The sequence below is a fragment of the Mycobacterium heidelbergense genome (assembly GCF_050205645.1).
Classification (GTDB): domain Bacteria; phylum Actinomycetota; class Actinomycetes; order Mycobacteriales; family Mycobacteriaceae; genus Mycobacterium; species Mycobacterium heidelbergense_A.
In genome coordinates this window covers 1-21705 of record NZ_JBNMQT010000021.1, presented here as the reverse complement: position 1 = coordinate 21705, position 21705 = coordinate 1, and the positions used below count along the sequence as shown (strand labels likewise).

The window sequence follows — 21705 nt, the reverse complement described above, 5'->3', positions numbered from 1 at the left end:
TCCCAACGGCTCAGGCGTTACTACAGAGGCTGACTGTAACTAGTGGTCAAACACCGTGAATAGGGCCGAAATACACCTGGGATGAACCTCTGATCGGCGCGCAACGCAACCGAGACCAACCTGTGGCCGACGGGGCGGCCGGGGCCGTCCTTATACCCTGTTCAGGTGACCGAATCCCCGACCGGCGCGCCCGGGAGCAACCCGGCCGGCGCTCCGACGGACTCCGACGCGCCGCCCTATCGCTACACCGCGGAGCTGGCGGGCCGCATCGAAGGCGCCTGGCAGGACAACTGGGCGCGGCTCGGGACGTTCAACGTGCCCAATCCGGTCGGCTCGCTGGCTCCGACCGACGGTTCGTCGGTGCCCGACGACAAGCTGTTCGTGCAGGACATGTTCCCGTATCCCTCCGGGGAAGGACTGCACGTCGGGCACCCGTTGGGCTACATCGCCACCGACGTCTACGCCCGCTACTTCCGCATGACCGGCCGTAATGTGCTGCACGCGTTGGGTTTTGACTCCTTCGGGCTGCCCGCCGAGCAATACGCGGTGCAAACCGGCACCCACCCGCGCGCCCGGACCGAGGCCAATGTGGTGAATTTCCGGCGCCAGCTGGGGCGGCTGGGTCTCGGTCACGACAGGCGGCGAAGCTTTTCCACCACAGATGTCGACTTCTACAAGTGGACCCAGTGGATCTTTCTGCAGATCTATAACGCCTGGTTCGACACCGCGGCCGGCAAGGCGCGCCCGATCGCCCAGCTGATCGCCGAATTCGATTCCGGCGCCCGCCGCCTCGACGACGGCCGGGACTGGACGAAGCTGTCGGCGGGGGAGCGGGCCGACGTGATCGACGGCTACCGGTTGGTCTACCGAGCGGACGCGATGGTGAATTGGTGTCCGGGCCTGGGCACGGTGCTGGCCAACGAGGAGGTCACCGCCGACGGGCGCAGCGACCGGGGCAACTTCCCGGTATTCCGGAAACGGTTGCGGCAGTGGATGATGCGCATCACGGCCTATTCCGACCGGCTGCTCGACGACCTCGAGCTGCTGGACTGGCCGGAAAAGATCAAAACCATGCAGCGCAACTGGATCGGCCGATCCCGGGGTGCGCAGGCGCTGTTTTCCGCGACCAAAACCAACGGCGATGTCACCGACATCGAGGTGTTCACCACCCGGCCCGACACCCTGTTCGGCTCCACATATCTGGTCCTGGCCCCCGAACACGATCTGGTCGAAGATCTGGCCGCCTCCGCCTGGCCCGACGGGGTGGATCCCGCATGGACGTACGGGTCCGCTACCCCCACTGACGCCGTCGCCGCATACCGGCAGGCGATCCGCGCGAAGTCAGACCTCGAGCGTCAGGAGAGTAGGGACAAGACCGGCGTCTTCCTGGGCAGCTACGCGACCAACCCCGCCAACGGAAAGCCGGTGCCGATCTTCATCGCCGACTACGTGCTGGCCGGATACGGCACCGGTGCCATCATGGCGGTCCCTGGCCACGACCAGCGCGACTGGGAATTCGCCCGGGAGTTGCACCTGCCGATCGTGGAAGTCATTGCCGGCGGCGATATTTCGGAGGCGGCACACACCGGCGACGGTGTGCTGGTGAACTCCGGCCACCTCGACGGGCTGGACGTGGCCGCCGCCAAGGAAGCGATCATCGCCCGCCTGGAAGCCGAAGGCCGAGGCCGGGCGCGCATCGAATACAAGCTGCACGACTGGCTTTTCGCACGGCAGCGCTATTGGGGTGAACCGTTCCCGATCGTCTACGACAGCGACGGGCGCCCGCACCCGCTGGACGAGGCCGCGTTGCCGGTTGAATTGCCCGACGTGCCGGACTATTCGCCGGTGTTGTTCGATCCCGACGACGCCGACAGCGAGCCGTCACCGCCGCTGGCCAAGGCGACCGAGTGGGTGCACGTCGAGCTGGACCTGGGCGACGGCTTGAAGCCCTACAGCCGCGACACCAACGTCATGCCGCAGTGGGCGGCCAGCTCCTGGTACGAGCTGCGCTACACCGACCCGCACAACTCGGAACGGTTCTGCGCCAAGGAAAACGAGGCGTACTGGATGGGGCCCCGGCCGGCCGAACACGGCCCGGACGATCCCGGCGGTGTCGACCTGTACGTCGGGGGCGCCGAACACGCCGTGCTGCACTTGCTCTATTCGCGGTTCTGGCACAAGGTCTTGTACGACCTCGGGCACGTGAGCTCCCGAGAGCCCTTCCGCCGGCTGATCAACCAGGGCTACATCCAGGCCTTCGCCTACACCGATGCTCGCGGATCGTATGTACCGGCGGACGAGGTGATCGAACGCGGCGGCGGGTTCGTCTATCCGGGGCCCGACGGCGAAATCGAAGTCTTTCAAGAATTCGGGAAAATCGGTAAGAGCCTGAAGAATTCGATCTCGCCCGACGAGATCTGCGACGAGTACGGCGCGGACACGCTGCGGGTATACGAGATGTCGATGGGCCCGCTCGAGGCATCCCGGCCCTGGGCCACCAAGGACGTCGTCGGTGCTTACCGCTTCCTGCAGCGGGTGTGGCGGCTGGTGGTCGACGAGAACACCGGGGAAACAAAGGTGGACGACGGCGCCGGCCAGCAAGACCTGGACACCGGCACACTGCGCTCGCTGCACCGCACCATCGCCGGCGTAACGGAAGACTATGCGGCACTGCGCAATAACACTGCGGTCGCCAAGCTGATCGAGTACACCAACCACCTCACCAAAGAGCGCCGCGATTCGGTGCCGCGCGCGGCGGTGGAGCCGCTGGTGCTGATGTTGGCGCCGCTGGCCCCCCACATGGCCGAGGAGCTGTGGCTGCGCCTGGGCCACACCACGCCGTTGGCGCACGGCCCGTTTCCGGCCGCCGACCCGGCCTATCTCGTCGAGGACACCGTGGAATACCCGGTGCAGGTCAACGGCAAGGTACGCGGTCGAGTGGTGGTGGCACCCGACGCCAACGACGACATCCTGAAAGCCGCCGCGCTGGCCGATGAAAAGGTCCAGGCGTTCCTCGCGGGTGCCACCCCGCGCAAGGTAATAGTGGTTCCCGGCCGGCTGGTCAACCTGGTCGTCTAGGCCCGCCTAGGGCGGAGCATCACCTCGTGGACGTGGCCGTCAGGGGGCGTGGCTACCACGCTGGCGACCGCGGCCGCGACGGTTTCGGGCCGCAGGAACCTGGCGGGGTCGTACTCGCCGCCTTCGAACGCGACCAGTTCACGCTGCATGGTCGTGTCGGTGCGGCCCGGATATATCGTGGTGACCCGCAATTCCGGCTCGTCGTCGCGCAGCGAGTCCGCGAACGCGCGTAACGCGAACTTGCTGGCCGAATAGGACGCCATACCCGGCGAGACCTTGCGCCCCGCGCCGGAGTTGACGAACACCACCTGACCGCGGGCGCTCCGCAATGCCGGCAACAGCGCCAACGTAAGAGCCACCGCGCCAAAGACATTCACGTCGAAGGTGGCGCGCCACTCGTCGACATCCGACTCGGCGACATGGCCGGGGATCGAGACGCCGGCGTTGTGCACCAGCACGTCGAGGGCATCCACGATTTCGCAACTGGATTTGATCCCGTCGGCATCGGTCAGGTCCAATGGAAACGTTGTGGCGTCGAGGCGCTCCGCGACGGCATCCAGGCGATCGGAGGGCCGACCGGCCAAGAGCAGTGAGTGCGTCGGCGCCAGCGCGGTGGCGATGGCGGAACCGATACCGCCGCCGGCCCCGGTGATGAGAGCAGTTGGCATGCCGTCAGTCTACGGGCGCCACCAATGACGTTGTGAAGCAGTCAGTTTCGGCCGCTTATGCGGTCGATTCGCCCGAAGGGGCCGGTGCCGCTTCGCCGGAGGCCAGGCGCTCCAGCGGCGCGAGCGCCTTCATCAGGGTGTTCAAGTCGGACTCGGGCAGCTGACTGAGCATCGCCGCGAGCGCGGCGTGCCGGTTGGCCAGCGACTCGGCATGGACCGCACGCCCGCGCGGGGTGATGTCGACGAGCACGGCCCGCAGATCGGACGGGTCGCGCGAGCGCTTCACCAGCCCGATCTTCTCCAGCCGTCGGATCGCCACGGTCGTGGTGGGGGTCCGCACCCGCTCGTGTGCGGCCAGATCCGTCATCCGGATGGGTCCTTGATCGAGCAACGTGATCAGGATTGAGAGCTGCGCCAGCGTTAAGTCGCCGGCCACCACGCCGCTCGGGTCGCCACGGCGCAAAATCGAAAACAATTTGGACAGCGCACGGTGCAATCCCTCAGCAAGCTCCGTCACCTCGGGCACCGTGGAAGTGCTGTCCGTCATAGTTTGGCAGTCTAACCGGATATCGGGTGCGTACAAGGTAGCTATTGCCGACCAGTTTTAGGACCGAATTCGGCCGTTCAGAGCGCGATCGACGGCTCGGCGCAGGCGGCGTCGACGCCGGCGAGTATCCGAAGAGGCGCGGCGCCAACGGTTTCGGCGGGGGTAAATACCCTGCGCCGGTACAGTTCGGCCAGCATGGTTTGGGCCATCAAGTGGGAGCGACCGATGCATGCGGCCCGGGCGGCTTCCGGGTCGCGCCGGTAGATGGCGGAGGTTTCGTCTTCGTAGAACGGCAACATGTCGTCGCGGCTGCTCTGGTATGTCATCCAGAACACGCGCGGGATGAGGTTTTGCGAGGCGCGGATGGTGGCGTGCAGCCGCGGGCCCGCGTACTCGTCGTTGACGGTGCGCCGGTATTCCCCAGCGATTTCGGAAAAGGCCCGCCCTTCCTTTGCGCCGCGCAGCGATCGCATGAGCGCGTCGATTTGTCCCAGTATCCGCGGCGTCGGGTTTTCCGCAGCGCGGGCTGACGCTACGCCGTTGAGCAGGCCGTCGAGTTCGTGATGCTCGAGGACCGTGGCTTCGTCGAACCGCTCGACGAAAGCTCCCCGGTGATAGCGCGTGGAGACTATGCCGTCGTGTTCGAGTTGCACGAGTGCCTCTTGAATGGGGACACGACTTACGCCCAGCCCAAGCGCGATCTCGTTGCGGTCGACGCGGTCGCCGCTGCGCAGCTTCCCGGTCAATATCAGGTTGAGAATGTGGTTAACAACCTGGTCTTTTTCTTTGACCCCGTATTTCTTCGGCATCAGTCTCTTTCAGAATGTGCACCTGCTATCAGCGGAGGAAAGTTTCTCACGACTTGGCACGCGCGTGCAGGTTTTTCGCCGATGAATTGGAGCAAACCTCGAATCGAGGGGTTAGCGCTTATCGCGCCACTTGCATAGTGACTCGGCGGCACTCAGGTCGTAGTCCGGGCCGTTGACGCCGACCGTCAGCAGCGTGGCGCCGAGGCCCACGAGGGTTTCGGCGTTGTCGATCAGCGAGCCCGAGTTACCAACCGCCGCCGAGCGTTCGATTTCGGCCGGATCGCGCCCAACGTCGGCGCAATGCCGCCCGAGGACATCCGTCTTAGCTGGGAACTCGTCGGCCGAGGTAAAGCTGTGCCAGATATCCGCGTGCTCGGCGACGAGCCGCAGGGTCTTGCGTTCGCCCCCACCGCCGATCAGGACCGGGATGTCACGGGTGGGCGCCGGGTTGAGTTTGGCCAGCCGCGCCTTGATTCGGGGCAGGGCTTCCGCCAGGTCGTCGAGGCGGCTGCCCGCGGTGCCGAACTCGTAGCCGTACTCGTCGTAGTCCTTTTGCTTCCAGCCCGAACCGATGCCCAGGACGAGCCGGCCGTCCGATATGTGGTCGACGGTGCGGGCCATGTCGGCCAGCAGCTCCGGATTCCGGTAGGAGTTGCATGTCACCAGCGCGCCGATTTCGATGCGCGACGTCTGCTCGGCCCAGGCGCCGAGCATGGTCCAGCACTCGAAGTGCGGGCCGTCGGGATCCCCGTACAGCGGGAAGAAATGGTCCCAGTTGAAGGCGATGTCGACGCCGATGTCCTCACAGCGGCGCACGGCGTCGCGAAGATGGCCGTAGTGCGGGGCGTGCTGCGGTTGCAGCTGCACACCGACGCGGATGGGGCGCTCAGCAGTCATGTGTGCAACCGTAGTCTCAGTGTGCCTCGAGCACCCCGCGCACCAGATCGATCAGTGCGCGCGGCTGGTCGCTTTGCACCGAGTGCCCGGAATTCTCTACGACGTGTGCAGTTCGGAAATGCTTTGCGCGCCTGCGGAGTTCGGCCGCATCGTCATCGGTAACGAAGCCCGATGAACCACCGCGCACCAATGTGATCGGCGCGGATAGGGTGTCGACGTCGTCCCACAGGCCAGCGAAGTCGGGGAATGTTCGGATGGCGTCATAGCGCCACGTCCAATTTCCGTTGTCGAGCCGGCGGGAGTTATGGAAGACACCCCGGCGCAGCGCCGTCACCTCGCGGTGTGGCGCCGCGGCGATCGTGAGGTCCAGCATCGCCTGGAAGCTGGGGAACTCCCGCTCGCCGTGCATCAGCGCGACGGTGCCTTGCTGTTCTTTGGTCAGCTCGGAATGCCGCTGCAGCGCCGACGGGGTCACGTCGATGAGAACGAGTTCGGGCACCAGGTCGGGCGCGACAGCGGCCAGCCGGATCCCGGTCAAACCGCCCAGCGACATGCCCACCACAACGTCGGCGGAGGGTGCGAGCTCGCGCAGCACCGGCACCAGGGCCTCGGCGTTGTGCTGCGGTGAGTAGTCGCCGTCCTCATGCCAGGCGGAATGTCCATGACCCGGAAGGTCGACTGCAAGCGCCGGCTCCCCGACACCGACGATGACGGTGTCCCACGTGTGTGCGTTCTGCCCGCCGCCGTGCAGGAAAACGATCCTCGGCGGCGAGTCACCCCATTGCAGTGCGCTAATCGGACCGGTATCGATCCGCCGGACCTGCGGCAGCGGTCCTGAAACCCCAGCCTGCTCGGCGTTTTCGGGCAGCAGCGCGAACTCGTGCAGTCCAACCAGTTCGTCCTCGGAGATCTCGGTCACGATCTCCGACACTACTTTGAGCCGCCGAGTGTGCGTCCAGGGCTTTGCGTGTTCTTACAGGGCGCCCTGAACGCACGCCACGGGGCCGCAGGCGCTGTTACGCCCCGATGATGAACTCTTCGAGCTGGGCGCGCGCGACGTCGTCGGGCAATTGCTGCGGCGGGCTCTTCATGAGGTACGCCGAAGCGGGCACCACCGGTCCGCCGATGCCGCGGTCCTTGGCGATCTTGGCCGCGCGCACCGCGTCGATGATGACGCCCGCCGAGTTCGGCGAATCCCACACCTCGAGCTTGTACTCAAGGTTCAGCGGCACGTCGCCGAAGGCACGGCCCTCCAGGCGGACGTAGGCCCACTTGCGGTCATCGAGCCAGCCGACGTGGTCGGACGGGCCGATGTGCACGTCTTTGGTCTTGAACTCGCGCTGCAGGTTGGACGTGACGGCCTGGGTCTTGGAGATCTTCTTCGACTCCAACCGCTCGCGTTCGAGCATGTTCAGGAAGTCCATGTTGCCGCCGACGTTGAGCTGCATGGTGCGGTCGAGCTGCACGCCGCGGTCCTCGAACAGCTTGGCCATCACGCGGTGGGTGATGGTGGCACCGACCTGGCTCTTGATGTCGTCCCCGACGATCGGGACGCCCGCGTCGGCGAACTTCTTGGCCCACACCGGGTCTGAGGCGATGAACACCGGCAAGGCGTTGACGAACGCCACCCCCGCGTCGATCGCGCATTGCGCGTAGAACTTGTCCGCCTCCTCGGAGCCCACCGGCAGGTAGGAGACCAGCACGTCGACGTTGTTCTCCTTGAGCACCTTCACCACGTCGACCGGCTCGGCGTCGGACACTTCGATGGTGTCGGCGTAGTACTTGCCGATGCCGTCGAGCGTCGGGCCCCGCTGCACCGTCACATTGGTGGGCGGCACGTCGGCGATCTTGATCGTGTTGTTCTCCGACGCGAAGATTGCCTCGGACAGATCGAAGCCGACCTTCTTGGCGTCGACGTCGAATGCGGCCACGAACTTGACGTCGCGAACGTGGTATTGGCCGAACTTCACGTGCATCAGGCCAGGCACAGTGCTGTTCGCGTCGGCGTCGTAGTAATACTGGACGCCCTGAACAAGCGAGGACGCGCAGTTTCCGACGCCGACAATGGCGACTCGTACATCCGTCGACGCCTGTGGCGCGTGTTGCTCACTCATAGGGCGTTCTCCTAACTCAATAACGTGGTGTCTCGGTATTCGGGTTTGTGCAAGGGGGTTACGTCTGCTCGGTGAGGCCAGGCATGGCCCGTTCCGCAGCAATGAGCTCGTTGAGCCACTTGACTTCGCGCTCGCTGGACTCGAGCCCGAGTTGGTGAAGCTGGCGGGTGTAGCGATCGAACGAGCTGCTGGCCCGCGCCACGGCTTCACGCAGACCTTCTCGGCGTTCCTCGACCTGGCGGCGGCGGCCTTCCAGAATGCGCATCCGCGCCTCTGCCGGGGTGCGGTTGAAGAAGGCCAGGTGTACCCCGAAGCCGTCGTCGGTGTAGTTATGCGGGCCGGTGTCGGCCACCAACTCACCGAAGCGTCGACGACCCGCCTCGGTCAGTTGGTAGACGCGCCTTGCCCGCCGGACCGGGGTCCCGGCCGGGGCGGCATCCTCGGCGATCAACCCGTCGGCCTGCATGCGCCGCAGGGCCGGGTAGAGCGAACCGTACGAAAATGCACGGAACGCACCGAGTAAACCGGTCAGCCGTTTCCTTAGCTCGTAACCGTGCATGGGCGATTCGATCAGAAGCCCCAGGATGGCAAGCTCCAGCATCGATCCACCCCCTTTGCTTGGCTGGTTACGACGGTCCGACGCCTCGCGTCATCGTATCGTTTCGATATATTAGCCACAACAGCACCTAGTGTTGGTGTGCTATTAGTCACCGCGAAACGTGCCCGGCCCCGCGCTTCCGGATAGGCCGTCTACGTGGGCAAATCCAACCGCCTGACGGTGCCGTCGCCCGCGAATGTGATCGAACCACCACCGTAATCGCTGGAGACGTACAGCGACAGCGACAGCACCCCCGGGGCCGTGGGATCCTTGCCGGGCTCGATGATCAGGTACATGGTTCGGACGTCAGCCTGCTTCATGTGCAGGGTTTCGGGGGCGCCGCGCATGATGCCCACGGTCGCCGCGATGTCGAACTTGCTTAGGTCAACCGTCACGGGCCCATCGACGGAGCTCTTGGCGGAACTGGTCGGATCGCCCCACCCGCCCCGGTAGGTGTAATCGAGCACGCGGCGGTCGTCGGATGGATCGGGGCGGTCGAGGCTGGCATACGTCGGGTAGATCACCAGCCGATAGCCGACGGTGTCCCCGAACCTCTTGCGGGTTTGCTCCATCAGGCCGGTAAGCCCGCCGACCGAATGCAGCTGCGTGGGCGGGGTCAACACGACGGCGGCCACTCCGTCCGGCTTGGCCCCGGGGTCCTCGCGGCCGTTGCCGAAGTCCAGCGGCGAGCCGGCATTGCCGTAGAGGCCCCATCCGATTCCGACGCCCAGTAGCACCGAGACGACGAACGCGGCGGCCAGCATGACCCATACGCTGACTTTCGTCGGCGGCTTCGCGCCCCGCAGCTTGGCCGGGGCGTTGGTCACCTGCAGGTCGGCCAACAGCGCCCGCAGATCGCCCAGCGTGACCGCATTGGTGGCGCTGCTGACTCGTTGCCGGTGTTCTTCCCCGGACAGTTCGCCGTCGCCCAGGGCGTTGTCGAGAATCGCGCAGGCGTCTTGCCGATCGGCGTCCTTGGCGCGGGTGGTCGACGTCGTCCCGCCACCGAGGGGTGCCCCGAGCCATTTCGCCACGGCCATGATCGTAGAAGGCCGAGGCGAGTTCGGCACTGAATGTGACGAGCGATTACGGCGGCTCCGCCAGCGCGACGGCGTTGGTTGCATATCGGCGGCCGGCATCGCGACGTACTCTGGTCAGCGTGCGACTGCAGCGACAGGTGGTGGACTACGCGCTTCGGCGGCGCGCGGTGCTGGCCGAGGTGTACTCCGGCCGCACCGGTGTGTCCGAGGTGTGTGACGCGAACCCCTATTTGCTGCGCGCCGCGAAGTTTCACGGAAAAACCAGCCAGGTGATGTGCCCGATCTGCCGCAAGGAGCAGCTCACGTTGGTGTCGTGGGTGTTCGGCGAGCACTTGGGTGCGGTGTCGGGTTCTGCACGGACGGCCGAAGAGCTGGTCTTGCTGGCTACCCGCTACGAGGAGTTCGCGGTCCACGTGGTGGAGGTGTGCAGAACCTGCAGCTGGAATCACCTCGTCAAGTCGTATGTGCTCGGCGCGGCACGCCCGCCCAAGGGCACGCGCGGCACCCGGACTGCGCGCAACGGCGCCCGCACGGCCATTGAGTAACGAAGGGCGCCACGACCAGTCGTCCGGTGAGGCGAGCGGGCCAGCGACTGAGCGCGTGGGCAAGCATGCGAGCACCGACCGCCCGGACGACGGCGCGCCCCCGGAACCCCGCCCCCGCCGACCGCTTCCTCCCGACGACCGGATGACGACGATCCTCCCGCCCGTCGTCGACGACCGGAGCCCCAGGCGCCGCGACCCGCTCGACGAGGTCAAGGCCGCGCTGGACGCTCCTCCGTCGAAACCCGTGCCGACCGACGCGATCGATGAGGTCAAGGCCGCGCTCGACGGCCGCTCGCCAACGCCCGGGCGGCGCAACCGTCCGATGTCCGGTCAGCGGCCACCGGCCGGACCACCGCCTCCACCGCGCCGGCCCGGTGGGCCCGGTGATCCGATTGGACCGGACCCGCGGGCTCCAGAGCCGCGGCTGGACTGGAGCTGGGTCGACCAGATCAACTGGCGATGGGTTCGCCGCGCGGCCTACCTCACCGCGGCGGTGCTGGTGCTGTTGCCGATCGTCACCTTCACGATGGCGTACTTCATCGTCGACATTCCCAAACCGGGCAACATCCGGACCAATCAGGTCTCGACGATCCTGGCCAGCGATGGTTCGGAGATCGCGAAAATCATTCCCCCGGAAGGCAATCGGGTAGATGTCAACATCAACCAAGTGCCGGTGCATGTGCGCCAGGCGGTAATCGCCGCCGAGGACCGCAACTTCTATTCCAACCCGGGCTTTTCCTTCAGCGGATTCGCGCGGGCGGTGAACAACAATCTATTCGGCGGTGGCGATCTCCAGGGCGGTTCGACGATCACTCAGCAGTACGTGAAGAACGCCCTGGTCGGTTCCGCCCAACACGGGTTCAGTGGACTGCTGCGCAAGGCCAAGGAGTTGGTCATTGCCACCAAGATGTCGGGGGAGTGGTCCAAAGACGATGTGCTGCAGGCCTATCTGAACATCATCTACTTCGGGCGCGGGGCCTACGGGATTTCGGCCGCCGCCAAGGCCTACTTCAATAAGCCCGTCGAGCAGCTCACCGTGTCCGAGGGCGCCCTATTGGCGGCACTGATTCGGCGCCCGTCCTCTCTGGACCCGGCCGTCGATCCAAAGGGGGCCGCGGCCCGCTGGAATTGGGTGCTCGACGGCATGGTCGAAACCAAGACGCTGTCGCCGAGTGATCGCGCGGCACAAGTCTTTCCGCCCACCGTGCCGCCCGATCAAGCCCGCGCGCAGAATCAGACGACCGGACCCAACGGGCTGATCGAGCGTCAGGTGACCAGGGAACTGATGGAGCTGTTCAACATCGACGAACAGACCCTCAACACGCAGGGATTGCAGGTCACCACCACCATCGATCCGAAAGCCCAGCAGGCGGCGGAGAAGGCGGTCTCGAAATACCTCGACGGGCAAGACCCCGACATGCGGTCCGCCGCGGTTTCCATCGACCCGCACAACGGCGCGATACGCGCCTACTACGGCGGTACCGATGCCAACGGTTTCGACTTCGCTCAGGCCGGCCTGCAGACCGGATCGTCGTTCAAGGTGTTCGCACTTGTTGCCGCGCTCCAGCAAGGGATCGGGCTGGGCTACCAGGTCGACAGTTCCCCGCTGACGGTGGACGGCATCAAGATCACCAACGTCGACGGCGAGAGCTGCGGGACCTGCAACATCGCCGAGGCGCTCAAGCTTTCGCTGAACACCGCCTACTACCGGCTGATGCTCAAGCTCAAGAATGGGCCGCAGGCCGTCGCGGATGCCGCCCACCAAGCCGGCATCGCAAAAAGCTTCCCGGGCGTCGACCACACGCTGTCCGAGGACGGCAAGGGCGGACCGCCGAACAACGGGATCGTGTTGGGGCAGTATCAAACTCGACCGATCGACATGGCGTCGGCTTACGCAACGCTAGCCGCCTCCGGCGTCTATCACCCGCCGCACCTGGTGCAAAAGGTCGTCAATGCCGATGGGCAAGTCCTTTTCGACGCCGGCGGCTCGGACAACAACGGCGAGCAACGCCTCGACAAGGGCGTGGCGGATAACGTCACCGCGGCGATGCAGCCGATCGCCGCCTATTCGCGCGGCCACTCCCTGGCCGGCGGGCGCGCGTCGGCCGCCAAGACCGGCACGGTGCAGCTGGGCGACACCAAAGCCAACAAGGACGCGTGGATGGTCGGATACACGCCGTCGCTCTCGACGGCTGTATGGGTCGGGACCGTCCAAGACAACGTGCCGCTGGTAACCGCCTCGGGCGCAGAGGTTTACGGCTCGGGCCTGCCGTCGGACATCTGGAAGGCGACCATGGACGGTGCACTGAAGGGCACCTCGAATGAGAGCTTCCCCAAACCGAGTGAGATCGGCGGTTACGCCGGCGTGCCCGTCGCGCCGCCACCTCCGCCGCCACCGCCGTCTGAGCAGGTCATCCAGCCCACCGTCGAGGTCGCGCCGGGGATCACCATCCCCGTTGGCCCGCCCACGACGATCACGGTCGCGCCGCCGCCACCACAGGCCCCGGGTGGCGTCCAGCCGGGCGGTCCCCAGCCAGGTGGCCCACCGCCCGGGGGCCCGCCATTTCTCCAGCCGCCACCGTGACCGGCGCTCGGCAGCAGAGCGCCATTTCGCCGCGACCGCTGGCCGCGGATTTGCGTAGCGCCGGCAACCGCGATTGCCCAAGCCACACCGATTCTCTGGGTGCCGCCCTGGCGGATGCGATCGGCGGACCGGTGGGTCGGCACGCGCTGATCGGGCGCGCTCGGCTGATGACTCCGCTGCGCGTCATGTTTCTGATCGGGCTGGTGTTCTTGGCGCTCGGCTGGTCGACGAAGGCGGCCTGCCTGCAGAGCACCGGTACCGGCACGGGCGATCAGCGGGTCGCCAACTGGGACAACCAACGCGCCTACTACGAGTTGTGCTACTCCGACACGGTGCCGCTCTACGGCGCGGAGCTGTTGAGCCAGGGCAAGTTTCCGTACAAGTCGAGCTGGATCGAAAGTGACAACAGCGGTTCGCCGCAGACCCGCTATGACGGCCAGCCGGCGGTGCGATACATGGAGTATCCGGTGTTGACCGGCGTCTATCAGTACGCGTCGATGGCGGTGGCCAAGACCTACACCGCGCTGAGCAAGGTCGCCCCCCTTCCGGTCGTCGCCGAGGTTGTGGTGTTCTTCGACGTCGCGGCCTTCGGCCTGGCGCTGGCCTGGCTCGCGACCGTCTGGGCGACGGCGGGCCTGTCCGGCCGTCGCATCTGGGATGCGGCGCTGGTGGCCGCCTCACCACTGCTGATCTTTCAGATATTCACCAACTTCGATGCGCTGGCAACGGGATTCGCCCTCGCCGGAATGTTGGCGTGGGCGCGCCGCAAACCCGTGCTGGCCGGCGCGCTCATCGGATTGGGCGCCGCGGCCAAGCTGTACCCGCTGTTGTTCCTCGGCCCGATGCTGGTGCTGGGCATACGGACCGGCCGCCTTCGTGCCTGGACCCGCACCACAGCGGCCGCCGCGGCGACCTGGCTGTTGGTGAATTTACCTGTGTTGCTGCTCTTTCCGCGTGGATGGTCGGAGTTCTTCCGGCTCAACACCCGCCGCGGCGACGACATGGACTCGCTGTACAACGTCGTCAAATCTTTCACCGGCTGGCGCGGTTTCGATCCCAAGCTGGGCTTCTGGGAACCGCCCACGGTGCTCAACACGGTGGTCGCGGTGTCCTTCCTAATATGCTGCGCCGCAATCACTTTCATCGCTCTGACCGCTCCGCGACGGCCGCGGGTGGCGCAGCTGGCGTTTCTGATAGTGGCGGCATTTCTGTTGACCAACAAGGTGTGGAGCCCGCAGTTCTCGCTCTGGCTGGTACCGCTGGCCGTGCTGGCGTTGCCGCACCGCCGAATACTTCTGGCGTGGATGACGATTGACGCGGTGGTATGGGTGCCACGCATGTATTTCCTGTATGGCAACCCGAATCGCGCGCTGCCGGAACAGTTCTTCACGACGACGGTGTTGCTGCGCGACCTCGCGGTCATGGCGCTGTGCGCGCTGGTGATCCGGCAGATCTACCGACCGGACGAGGACCTGGTGCGCTGGGGCGGGCGGGTGGACGACCCGGCGGGCGGGCCTTTCGACCGCGCGCCCGACGCCCCGCCGGGTTGGCTGCCTGATTGGCTACGCCCGCCCGCACACCGACGGGCTGCCCCGGCCGAAAGCGGCGCGGAAACCGCGGCCGCGGCGAGCCAGCCATGACGCAGGTCGCGATTCCACTGTTCCCGCGGTTCACCGCGCTCGATGCCGTCGGGCCTTACGAAGTGCTGCAACGCATTCCATCGATCGACGTGGTGTTCGTCGGGCACCGCCGCGGCGAGGTGCGCACCGAAAACGGGATGCTGGGCATCACGTGCGACGCCACATTGGACGAAGTCGGCGCCCCCGACGTCGTGGTGTTCCCGGGCGGCATCGGAACCCGGGCGCTGATTCACGACGACGCAATTCGCGCCTGGCTGCAGTCGGTACACCCGACCACCGCATTCACTACCTCGGTGTGCACCGGTGCGCTGTTACTCGCCGCCGCGGGCCTGCTCGATGGGCTCACCGCGACGACGCACTGGCGGGCCGCGGACCTGCTCGACGAGTTGGGCGCGCGCTATGTGCCCGAACGCGTCGTCGAACATCTGCCACAGCGGATCATCACCGCCGCGGGCGTGTCCAGCGGCATCGACATGACGCTGCGCCTGGTTGAACTGCTCGTCGATCGTCAGGCGGCGCAGGCCGCGCAACTACTCATCGAGTACGACCCTCAGCCGCCCTTCGATTCGGGCGCGCTCACCAAGGCCGACGAGGCCACCGTGGCGCGGGCCAACGAATACCTGCGCGCCCGGCAGTAACGATTTCGCTGCGCAGATCACCTTCCGGTACCCTGGGGCGGTTGCCGACGCAGGCGACCCTCCTGCCACGGATCGACCGTGGCCGCGCAGACCAGAGGAGGTGGTGAGGTTTCCATGCGTCCATACGAAATCATGGTCATTCTTGACCCCACGCTCGACGAACGAACCGTCGCTCCGTCATTGGAGACGTTCCTCAACGTCGTCCGCAAGGACGGCGGCACCGTCGACAAGGTCGACATCTGGGGTAAGCGGCGGCTGGCGTACGAGATCGCGAAGCACGCCGAAGGCATCTACGTCGTCGTCGATCTGAAGGCCGAGCCGGCGACGGTATCCGAACTCGACCGTCAGCTGAGCCTCAACGAGTCGGTGCTGCGCACCAAGGTGATGCGCACCGACAAGCACTAAGCGGACGTCAACGGCGGCGCTGGCTGCCCGCTGTCGTCAGGCTTGCGTAGGCTCAGCGAGGAACACGCTCATGACCATCTCTCGTCCCGAGGCGAGGACCAGGACGGACCCAGGAGGGCACAGTGGCTGGTGACACCACTATCACCGTTGTCGGAAACCTGACCGCTGATCCCGAACTGCGGTTCACCCCGTCGGGCGCCGCGGTGGCGAACTTCACCGTGGCATCGACCCCGCGGATCTATGACCGCCAAAGCGGGGAATGGAAAGACGGCGAGGCGCTGTTCCTGCGGTGCAACATCTGGCGCGAGGCCGCTGAGAACGTCGCGGAGAGCCTCACCCGCGGGGCGCGGGTGATCGTCACCGGACGGCTCAAGCAGCGCTCCTTCGAGACCCGCGAAGGCGAGAAGCGCACTGTCGTGGAAGTCGAGGTCGACGAGATCGGGCCCTCGCTTCGCTACGCCACCGCCAAGGTCAACAAGGCCAGCCGCAGTGGCGCCGGCGGCGGTGGCTTCGGTGGCGGTGGCGGCGGCGGTTCGCGCCAGGCGCCGGCGGCGCAACCGAGCGGCGGCGGGGACGACCCGTGGGGCAGCGCCCCGGCGTCGGGCTCCTTCGGCGGCGGTGACGACGAACCACCCTTCTGATCAAACACACTTCAGCAGTAGGAAACGAAAGAAAGACAGACATGGCCAAGTCCAACAAGCGGCGCCCGGCTCCGGAAAAGCCGGTGAAGGCGCGCAAATGCGTCTTCTGTGGCAAGAAGGAACAAGCGATCGACTACAAGGACACCGCGCTGCTGCGCACGTACATCAGCGAGCGCGGCAAGATCCGCGCGCGTCGCGTGACCGGCAACTGTGTGCAGCACCAGCGCGACATTGCGCTCGCCGTGAAGAATGCACGCGAGGTGGCCCTGCTGCCCTTCACCTCCTCGGCGCGATAGCCGCCGAGGCTTAACCGAAAGTACGAAACGATGAAGCTGATTTTGACGGCCGATGTCGACCACCTCGGCGCCGTCGGCGACACCGTCGAGGTCAAGGACGGGTACGGCCGAAACTTCCTGCTCCCGCGCGGCCTGGCGATCGTCGCCTCGCGCGGCGCGCAGAAGCAGGCCGACGACATCCGCCGGGCCCGGGATACCAAGACCGTGCGCGACCTCGAGCACGCCACCGAAATCAAGACGGCGATCGAGGCGCTGGGCCCGGTTTCGCTGCCGGTGAAGACCGCGGCCGACTCGGGTAAGTTGTTCGGCTCGGTGACCACCGGTGACGTGGTCGCGGCCATCAAGAAAGCCGGCGGACCCAATCTCGACAAGCGCATCGTCCGGCTACCCAAGACGCACATCAAAGCCGTCGGCACGCACCCGGTGTCGGTGCACCTGCACCCCGAGATCGATGTCGAGGTCGCGCTCGAGGTCGTCGCGGAGGGCTAACCCCGCGGCGTTTGCTCAATGCCGACGGCGATCGCCCGATCGGCCGGGCGCCAAATCTTAGGCGCTTCGAGGGCGCTGTGTGCCCGCTTTGACGATGGTTCAGCGGTGGGTCTGGCGAACTATTTCCGGTGCCCTCCAGGAGGGGCCCCTTAACCCGCCCTTAACGTGCCGAAAATGTGGCCGAAAGCCAACACGCCCGACACGGTAACCTGCGGCGACACGCCGAAGAGATTCTTGTCCACACCAATTGTGCGGTGTTGTACTGCGCGTATCTGCAGCGATGTCAGGACGCCCGAGATTAATCCACAGGTTCTCCACACCCCGTTCAACACAGGTGTCGACGGATATGCACACACGATGCACAGCGTTATGAACAGTGGCCCCTTTAAGTACTTGCCAGCAACGTTTACCGTCGTCCCGGCGCAAGGCTATCCGGGTGCTTGAGTCGGGGGCGTCAGTGCCCGGGCTTACGCTCTCAATACCGGGTGTCGAATGTATGTTCGGATACTCTGTGACAGAGGGAGGTGAGAGCCATGGCGGTTGTCGATGACTTAGCGCCCGGCATGGACGCCTCGCCTCCCAGTGAAGATTACGGCCGTCAGCCGCCGCAGGATCTGGCCGCCGAACAGTCGGTGCTGGGCGGCATGCTGCTCAGCAAGGACGCCATCGCCGATGTGCTGGAGCGGCTGCGGCCCGGCGACTTCTATCGTCCGGCGCACCAGAATGTCTACGACGCGATCCTGGACCTCTACGGCCGTGGGGAGCCTGCCGACGCGGTGACGGTTGCCGCAGAGCTGGACCGCCGCGGGTTGCTCCGCCGGATCGGCGGCGCGCCGTACTTGCACACGCTGATCTCGACGGTGCCGACGGCCGCCAATGCGGGCTATTACGCCGGCATCGTGGCCGAGAAGGCATTGCTGCGCCGGCTCGTGGAAGCCGGCACGCGCGTGGTGCAGTACGGATACGCGGGCGCCGAGGGAGCCGACGTCGCCGAGGTGGTCGACCGCGCGCAGGCCGAAATCTACGACGTCGCCGATCGCCGGCTTTCCGAGGACTTCGTTCCACTCGAGGACCTGCTGCAGCCGACGATGGACGAGATCGACGCCATCGCCTCGAGCGGTGGTCTGGCGCGCGGCGTGCCGACGGGCTTCACCGAGCTCGACGAGGTCACCAACGGCCTGCACCCCGGGCAGATGATCATCGTGGCGGCGCGACCTGGAGTGGGCAAATCGACACTAGGATTGGATTTTTTGCGGTCGTGTTCGATCAAGCACCGGCTGGCCAGCGTGATCTTCTCGTTGGAGATGAGCAAGTCCGAGATCGTGATGCGGCTGCTGTCGGCGGAGGCGAAGATCAAGCTGGCCGATATGCGCTCGGGTCGGATGAACGACGACGACTGGACGCGGCTGGCGCGGCGGATGAGCGAAATCAGTGAGGCCCCACTGTATATCGACGACTCGCCCAACCTCACCATGATGGAGATCCGCGCCAAGGCGCGCCGGCTGCGGCAGAAAGCCGACCTGAAGCTGATCGTGGTCGACTACATGCAGCTGATGACGTCGGGCAAGAAGCACGAGTCGCGCCAGGTCGAAGTGTCGGAATTCTCAAGGCATCTCAAGCTTTTGGCGAAGGAGCTCGAGGTTCCGGTGGTCGCGATCAGCCAGCTGAACCGCGGTCCCGAACAGCGCACCGACAAGAAGCCCATGCTGGCCGACCTTCGTGAGTCGGGATCACTGGAGCAGGACGCGGACGTCGTGATCCTGCTGCACCGGCCGGACGCGTTCGAGCGGGACGACCCACGCGGGGGAGAGGCGGATTTCATTCTCGCCAAGCACCGCAACGGCCCGACCAAGACGGTCACCGTCGCGCATCAACTGCACCTGTCGCGGTTCGCCAACATGGCGCGGTGAGGTTCGTCCGGCGAAGGTTTCGTGACGGTTTCGGTTAAGCAAAGGTACTGCAGCTTACCCGCGATGCGAGAGCCAATATCGCCTGTTCGGCTCTAGTGTTGGCTACTATGTCCGGACCGAAGAACCACGTGAAACGCTGGCGCGCAGCGCTTCACGTAACTGTGTCGGCAGTGATGGTTGCCATCCTTGGGCTCGTCATCGCCCCGGTAGCTCATGCGGCCGCGGCCGCTGCGACGTTTTCGGTGGAACATACGTGGCAGACCGGTTTCATCGCTCGCTTCGCCGTCACCAACGCGAGCATGGCGCCGCTGAGCGATTGGAAGCTTGAGTTCGACATGCCGGCGGGACAATCCGTCGTGCACACGTGGAACAGCACCGTCACCCAATCTGGCACGCACTATGTTCTCACTCCTGCGAATTGGAATCGCGTCATCGCACCCGGTGGGTCCGCCACAGGTGGTCTCAGAGGCGTGCTGACCGGCACCTACACGCCACCGTCGAATTGTGTGCTCAACGGGCAATATCCGTGCACCTAGTCGCGACTGGGTACTGAGGCTCGACGCCCTCCAAGCGACAAGCTCAGGGCCGCAACAATCGCCAGCAGCGGGTGCACGATCCGGTCGCGCATGTCGACCGGCACCACCCCGAACAGATCGGCGCCGTGGAACGCCTCTAGGACCGTCGCCACTGTGTACACCACCCCGACCACGGCGACGGCCGGCCAGGCCACGCGCGGCGACGCGACGCCGACCGCTAGCACCGCCACCAGCAGCAATTGCCAAACAGATCGCCACCCGTCACCGGGCAGGGCGAAATTCGCGCCCGCTGCCAATGTCGACACCGCACGCACCGCCAAGAAAATCCCGACCACGACGCAATACCAGCGTGGCGCATGAACCACGCGGACCCAACCTGCACGCATCCGACACTCCCGCCTTCGCGACCACTACTGCCACTATGGCAGTAACACGGGGTGACTATACTGCCAATGTGGCAGTAACGAAAGGTGACGGTGCCCCACCCCGTCCGGCAGGCCCGCGGCGGCGGCGCGCCCCCGCCGACGCGCGACGCGAAATTATCGACGCCGCAAAGGAATTGCTCGCACAGCAGCCAGCACACACGGTGTCCGTCGCCGCCGTTATGGCTCGGACGACGCTCTCGCGCAAATCGTTCTACGTCTACTTCCGCGACCGAAGCGAACTCCTCGAGGCCCTGGTGCGGCCACTGCGCGCCGACGCCGACGCCGCGCTGGAGCGATGGCGCACCGCCGATGATCCTGTCGTGGCCGGGCGGACAGCTTTGGCCAGTGCGGCGCGCACCTACCGGCGCCACAGCGCGATCCTGCGGGCGGTCTTCTGGTCGTCGATCGACGACCCGGACATCGAGGCCGCACGGGCCGGACTGATCGACCCCGTCGTCGCGGTCGCCGAGACCGTCATCGACCGCTTAGGCCCCGATCTTGCTGACCCGCACCAGACGGCCCTTGCCCTCGTCACCATGAACATCCATCGGATGCTCACCCTCACCCCGGAAACCGGCGATGCCGAACTCGACGCACTCGTCGACACCCTGGCCACCATCTGGGAACGGTCCATCAACACCGCGACTGATGCGAAGAAGCCGCCACGCTAGCTCAATCATCACGGATGCGAGAAGCGTTGGGCTGCAACGTGTAACGACCGGCCAGGGGACTATCGTGGTTGGTTTGGCACGTAGACGGTTGGTTGGGTGGTCAGGTCTACCATGCTGTCCACAGTCCATGTTTGACGGAATGAAATTGGCTGGGATTGGTGGGTTCCGCGCGCGCTGTAGCGCATGTCTCCGGTGACGTGAACCTTCATGACGTTGGGATCAAGCTCGTAGTGCATGTTGTCAGTGCTTTCCAGGCTGATGAGGTTCATGCTGTCGGGGTCGAGGTTAGCGCCGTTGTTACTGATGATCGGACAACCGCGCGGGCAGCATCCGGCGGGAGATGCAACCCCTGCGAAGCAGTAGTGGAGTCGTCTATCGACGGCCTCTAATGAGGCCTGCCGGCCGGCGTCATTGAGCGCGACCACGGGCGCGATAGCGGGCGGATTGGCGGCGGTCAGCGCTTCGAGCAGCAGCGGTGTGGTGGGGGCGCTGATGTCGATGTAGCGGTTGGAGGAGGAGACCTGCGGTGTTCCGGGGAACACCGAGATTGGGCTGGCGCCATTGGTAAGGGCCCCGCCGACGGTGAGGGCTTTCATCGCCGCAGCGGCATTGGGCGGCGCGGCGATCATGATCGCGACGGTGGTGGTGTCCAGCTTCCACTGGCCGTCTTTTTTGTGGGCGGTCATCACCGTTTGTGACGGGGTGGGCCCGAAGTGTGCCGACAGAACGACACGCTGGGTGTCGGGCTGGGTATCCGGATTCTGTGAAGGGTCGTTGGTCACTGTGATGGCGGTGATCGGTGTTGCCGAAAGTTGGTCGGCGAGTGCTTTATCGGTGACGAGTTGTGGAGTGGCCGGCTGTTGGGCGCTCAACGACAGCGCGGTGCGCGCATCGCCAGTGGCCAGCGCTTCCAAGTAATGCTGGCCGGCCAGGCGAGCGGCTTCCCGGTCTTGGGCCGCGCGCTGCGCGGCGTCGGGGCCGCCGAGTTTGGATACCGCGAAGATACCGGCGGCGACCAGTACGGCGAGCACGATCAGTGCCGAAACCGCGGATATCACAAGGCGTTTGCGGCCGCGCTTTCTTGGCGGTGGCCAGTGCGGCGGCGGGATGGGGTAGCCATTGCCCTGCGGGGGCGGGAATCCGGGCCACGGCGGGGGAGTGCTTGCGGCAGGGG

The 21705-nt window shown here is 65.7% G+C and carries 21 protein-coding genes and 1 pseudogene; 12 read left to right on the top strand and 10 right to left on the bottom strand.

Annotated features, from left to right (window positions below; translation table 11 throughout):
* Nucleotides 1-165: 165 nt before the first annotated feature.
* Nucleotides 166-3078, top strand: a complete 2913-nt coding sequence (gene leuS, locus ACQI5H_RS20450) for a leucine--tRNA ligase (protein WP_427081133.1) — start codon at nucleotides 166-168, stop codon at nucleotides 3076-3078.
* On the opposite strand, the gene ACQI5H_RS20445 is transcribed toward leuS, so the two are convergent.
* The 8 genes from ACQI5H_RS20445 to ACQI5H_RS20410 form a co-directional block, all read right to left on the bottom strand.
* The gene (locus ACQI5H_RS20445; RefSeq protein ID WP_427081132.1) at nucleotides 3075-3746 is read right to left on the bottom strand and encodes an SDR family oxidoreductase; all 672 of its coding nucleotides are present in this window, start codon (nucleotides 3744-3746) and stop codon (nucleotides 3075-3077) included. The genes leuS and ACQI5H_RS20445 overlap by 4 nt on opposite strands.
* A gap of 55 nt (nucleotides 3747-3801) precedes the next feature.
* The gene (locus ACQI5H_RS20440) at nucleotides 3802-4293 is read right to left on the bottom strand and encodes a MarR family winged helix-turn-helix transcriptional regulator (protein WP_427081131.1); all 492 of its coding nucleotides are present in this window, start codon (nucleotides 4291-4293) and stop codon (nucleotides 3802-3804) included.
* Between the two features lie 77 nt (nucleotides 4294-4370).
* A complete protein-coding gene (locus ACQI5H_RS20435; protein ID WP_427081130.1) occupies nucleotides 4371-5102 on the bottom strand; it encodes a GntR family transcriptional regulator in 732 nt (243 codons plus the stop codon).
* A gap of 111 nt (nucleotides 5103-5213) precedes the next feature.
* Nucleotides 5214-5999 carry an LLM class F420-dependent oxidoreductase gene (locus ACQI5H_RS20430; RefSeq protein WP_427081129.1) on the bottom strand — a complete coding sequence of 262 codons (786 nt, stop codon included), beginning with the start codon at nucleotides 5997-5999 and terminating at the stop codon, nucleotides 5214-5216.
* A 16-nt stretch (nucleotides 6000-6015) separates the two neighbouring features.
* Nucleotides 6016-6918, bottom strand: coding sequence for an alpha/beta fold hydrolase (locus tag ACQI5H_RS20425; protein ID WP_427081128.1), 903 nt, complete (start codon nucleotides 6916-6918; stop codon nucleotides 6016-6018).
* Between the two features lie 97 nt (nucleotides 6919-7015).
* Complete coding sequence (locus ACQI5H_RS20420; protein WP_076064567.1) at nucleotides 7016-8113, bottom strand: inositol-3-phosphate synthase; 1098 nt, start codon at nucleotides 8111-8113, stop codon at nucleotides 7016-7018.
* Between the two features lie 58 nt (nucleotides 8114-8171).
* Nucleotides 8172-8714 carry a PadR family transcriptional regulator gene (locus ACQI5H_RS20415; RefSeq protein ID WP_076064568.1) on the bottom strand — a complete coding sequence of 181 codons (543 nt, stop codon included), beginning with the start codon at nucleotides 8712-8714 and terminating at the stop codon, nucleotides 8172-8174.
* Nucleotides 8715-8863: 149 nt separating this feature from the next.
* Nucleotides 8864-9745 (bottom strand): DUF1707 SHOCT-like domain-containing protein, encoded by an 882-nt coding sequence (locus ACQI5H_RS20410; RefSeq protein WP_427081127.1) that lies wholly within the window; start codon nucleotides 9743-9745, stop codon nucleotides 8864-8866.
* Nucleotides 9746-9870: 125 nt separating this feature from the next.
* On the opposite strand from ACQI5H_RS20410, the gene ACQI5H_RS20405 reads away from it, so the two are divergent.
* The 10 genes and pseudogenes from ACQI5H_RS20405 to ACQI5H_RS20360 all read left to right on the top strand — a co-directional run bounded on the left by ACQI5H_RS20405 (nucleotide 9871) and on the right by ACQI5H_RS20360 (nucleotide 19435).
* Nucleotides 9871-10296, top strand: coding sequence for a DUF5318 family protein (locus ACQI5H_RS20405; protein WP_076064569.1), 426 nt, complete (start codon nucleotides 9871-9873; stop codon nucleotides 10294-10296).
* Complete coding sequence (locus ACQI5H_RS20400) at nucleotides 10289-12880, top strand: transglycosylase domain-containing protein (protein WP_427081126.1); 2592 nt, start codon at nucleotides 10289-10291, stop codon at nucleotides 12878-12880. Before ACQI5H_RS20405 ends, ACQI5H_RS20400 begins: the two co-directional genes overlap by 8 nt.
* A pseudogene (locus tag ACQI5H_RS20395) lies at nucleotides 12877-14560 on the top strand (glycosyltransferase family 87 protein); the annotation flags it as partial. The gene ACQI5H_RS20400 and the pseudogene ACQI5H_RS20395, both read left to right, overlap by 4 nt.
* Nucleotides 14517-15158 carry a DJ-1/PfpI family protein gene (locus ACQI5H_RS20390; RefSeq protein ID WP_427081181.1) on the top strand — a complete coding sequence of 214 codons (642 nt, stop codon included), beginning with the start codon at nucleotides 14517-14519 and terminating at the stop codon, nucleotides 15156-15158. The pseudogene ACQI5H_RS20395 and the gene ACQI5H_RS20390, both read left to right, overlap by 44 nt.
* Nucleotides 15159-15272: 114 nt before the next feature.
* The gene (gene rpsF, locus ACQI5H_RS20385; protein ID WP_044509152.1) at nucleotides 15273-15563 is read left to right on the top strand and encodes a 30S ribosomal protein S6; all 291 of its coding nucleotides are present in this window, start codon (nucleotides 15273-15275) and stop codon (nucleotides 15561-15563) included.
* Nucleotides 15564-15685: 122 nt separating this feature from the next.
* Nucleotides 15686-16204: a single-stranded DNA-binding protein gene (locus ACQI5H_RS20380; RefSeq protein ID WP_427081125.1), complete on the top strand. Its 519-nt coding sequence runs from the start codon at nucleotides 15686-15688 to the stop codon at nucleotides 16202-16204.
* Nucleotides 16205-16245: 41 nt separating this feature from the next.
* On the top strand, nucleotides 16246-16500 hold the full coding sequence (gene rpsR, locus ACQI5H_RS20375; RefSeq protein WP_076064574.1) for a 30S ribosomal protein S18: 255 nt from the start codon (nucleotides 16246-16248) through the stop codon (nucleotides 16498-16500).
* Nucleotides 16501-16530: 30 nt separating this feature from the next.
* On the top strand, nucleotides 16531-16989 hold the full coding sequence (gene rplI / locus ACQI5H_RS20370; protein ID WP_076128959.1) for a 50S ribosomal protein L9: 459 nt from the start codon (nucleotides 16531-16533) through the stop codon (nucleotides 16987-16989).
* A gap of 533 nt (nucleotides 16990-17522) precedes the next feature.
* Complete coding sequence (dnaB, locus tag ACQI5H_RS20365) at nucleotides 17523-18899, top strand: replicative DNA helicase (RefSeq protein WP_427081124.1); 1377 nt, start codon at nucleotides 17523-17525, stop codon at nucleotides 18897-18899.
* Between the two features lie 107 nt (nucleotides 18900-19006).
* A complete protein-coding gene (locus tag ACQI5H_RS20360) occupies nucleotides 19007-19435 on the top strand; it encodes a cellulose-binding domain-containing protein (protein ID WP_427081123.1) in 429 nt (142 codons plus the stop codon).
* On the opposite strand, the gene ACQI5H_RS20355 is transcribed toward ACQI5H_RS20360, so the two are convergent.
* Nucleotides 19432-19770 carry a hypothetical protein gene (locus ACQI5H_RS20355; RefSeq protein WP_427081122.1) on the bottom strand — a complete coding sequence of 113 codons (339 nt, stop codon included), beginning with the start codon at nucleotides 19768-19770 and terminating at the stop codon, nucleotides 19432-19434. The genes ACQI5H_RS20360 and ACQI5H_RS20355 overlap by 4 nt on opposite strands.
* A 119-nt stretch (nucleotides 19771-19889) precedes the next feature.
* On the opposite strand from ACQI5H_RS20355, the gene ACQI5H_RS20350 reads away from it, so the two are divergent.
* A complete protein-coding gene (locus ACQI5H_RS20350) occupies nucleotides 19890-20531 on the top strand; it encodes a TetR/AcrR family transcriptional regulator (RefSeq protein WP_427081121.1) in 642 nt (213 codons plus the stop codon).
* 59 nt (nucleotides 20532-20590) lie between these two features.
* Here ACQI5H_RS20350 and ACQI5H_RS20345 read toward each other — a convergent pair whose 3' ends face one another.
* Nucleotides 20591-21562: a hypothetical protein gene (locus ACQI5H_RS20345; RefSeq protein ID WP_427081120.1), complete on the bottom strand. Its 972-nt coding sequence runs from the start codon at nucleotides 21560-21562 to the stop codon at nucleotides 20591-20593.
* Between the last annotated feature and the right edge of the window lie 143 nt (nucleotides 21563-21705).

Bases quoted from the DNA above. Each gene is read 5' to 3' on its own strand.
- ACQI5H_RS20445 (WP_427081132.1), bottom strand. From the start codon at position 3,746: ATGCCAACTGCTCTCATCACCGGGGCCGGCGGCGGTATCGGTTCCGCC.
- ACQI5H_RS20440 (WP_427081131.1), bottom strand. From the start codon at position 4,293: ATGACGGACAGCACTTCCACGGTGCCCGAGGTGACGGAGCTTGCTGAG.
- ACQI5H_RS20435 (WP_427081130.1), bottom strand. From the start codon at position 5,102: ATGCCGAAGAAATACGGGGTCAAAGAAAAAGACCAGGTTGTTAACCAC.
- ACQI5H_RS20430 (WP_427081129.1), bottom strand. From the start codon at position 5,999: ATGACTGCTGAGCGCCCCATCCGCGTCGGTGTGCAGCTGCAACCGCAG.
- ACQI5H_RS20420 (WP_076064567.1), bottom strand. From the start codon at position 8,113: ATGAGTGAGCAACACGCGCCACAGGCGTCGACGGATGTACGAGTCGCC.
- ACQI5H_RS20415 (WP_076064568.1), bottom strand. From the start codon at position 8,714: ATGCTGGAGCTTGCCATCCTGGGGCTTCTGATCGAATCGCCCATGCAC.
- ACQI5H_RS20390 (WP_427081181.1), top strand. From the start codon at position 14,517: ATGACGCAGGTCGCGATTCCACTGTTCCCGCGGTTCACCGCGCTCGAT.
- rpsF (WP_044509152.1), top strand. From the start codon at position 15,273: ATGCGTCCATACGAAATCATGGTCATTCTTGACCCCACGCTCGACGAA.
- rpsR (WP_076064574.1), top strand. From the start codon at position 16,246: ATGGCCAAGTCCAACAAGCGGCGCCCGGCTCCGGAAAAGCCGGTGAAG.
- rplI (WP_076128959.1), top strand. From the start codon at position 16,531: ATGAAGCTGATTTTGACGGCCGATGTCGACCACCTCGGCGCCGTCGGC.
- dnaB (WP_427081124.1), top strand. From the start codon at position 17,523: ATGGCGGTTGTCGATGACTTAGCGCCCGGCATGGACGCCTCGCCTCCC.
- ACQI5H_RS20360 (WP_427081123.1), top strand. From the start codon at position 19,007: ATGTCCGGACCGAAGAACCACGTGAAACGCTGGCGCGCAGCGCTTCAC.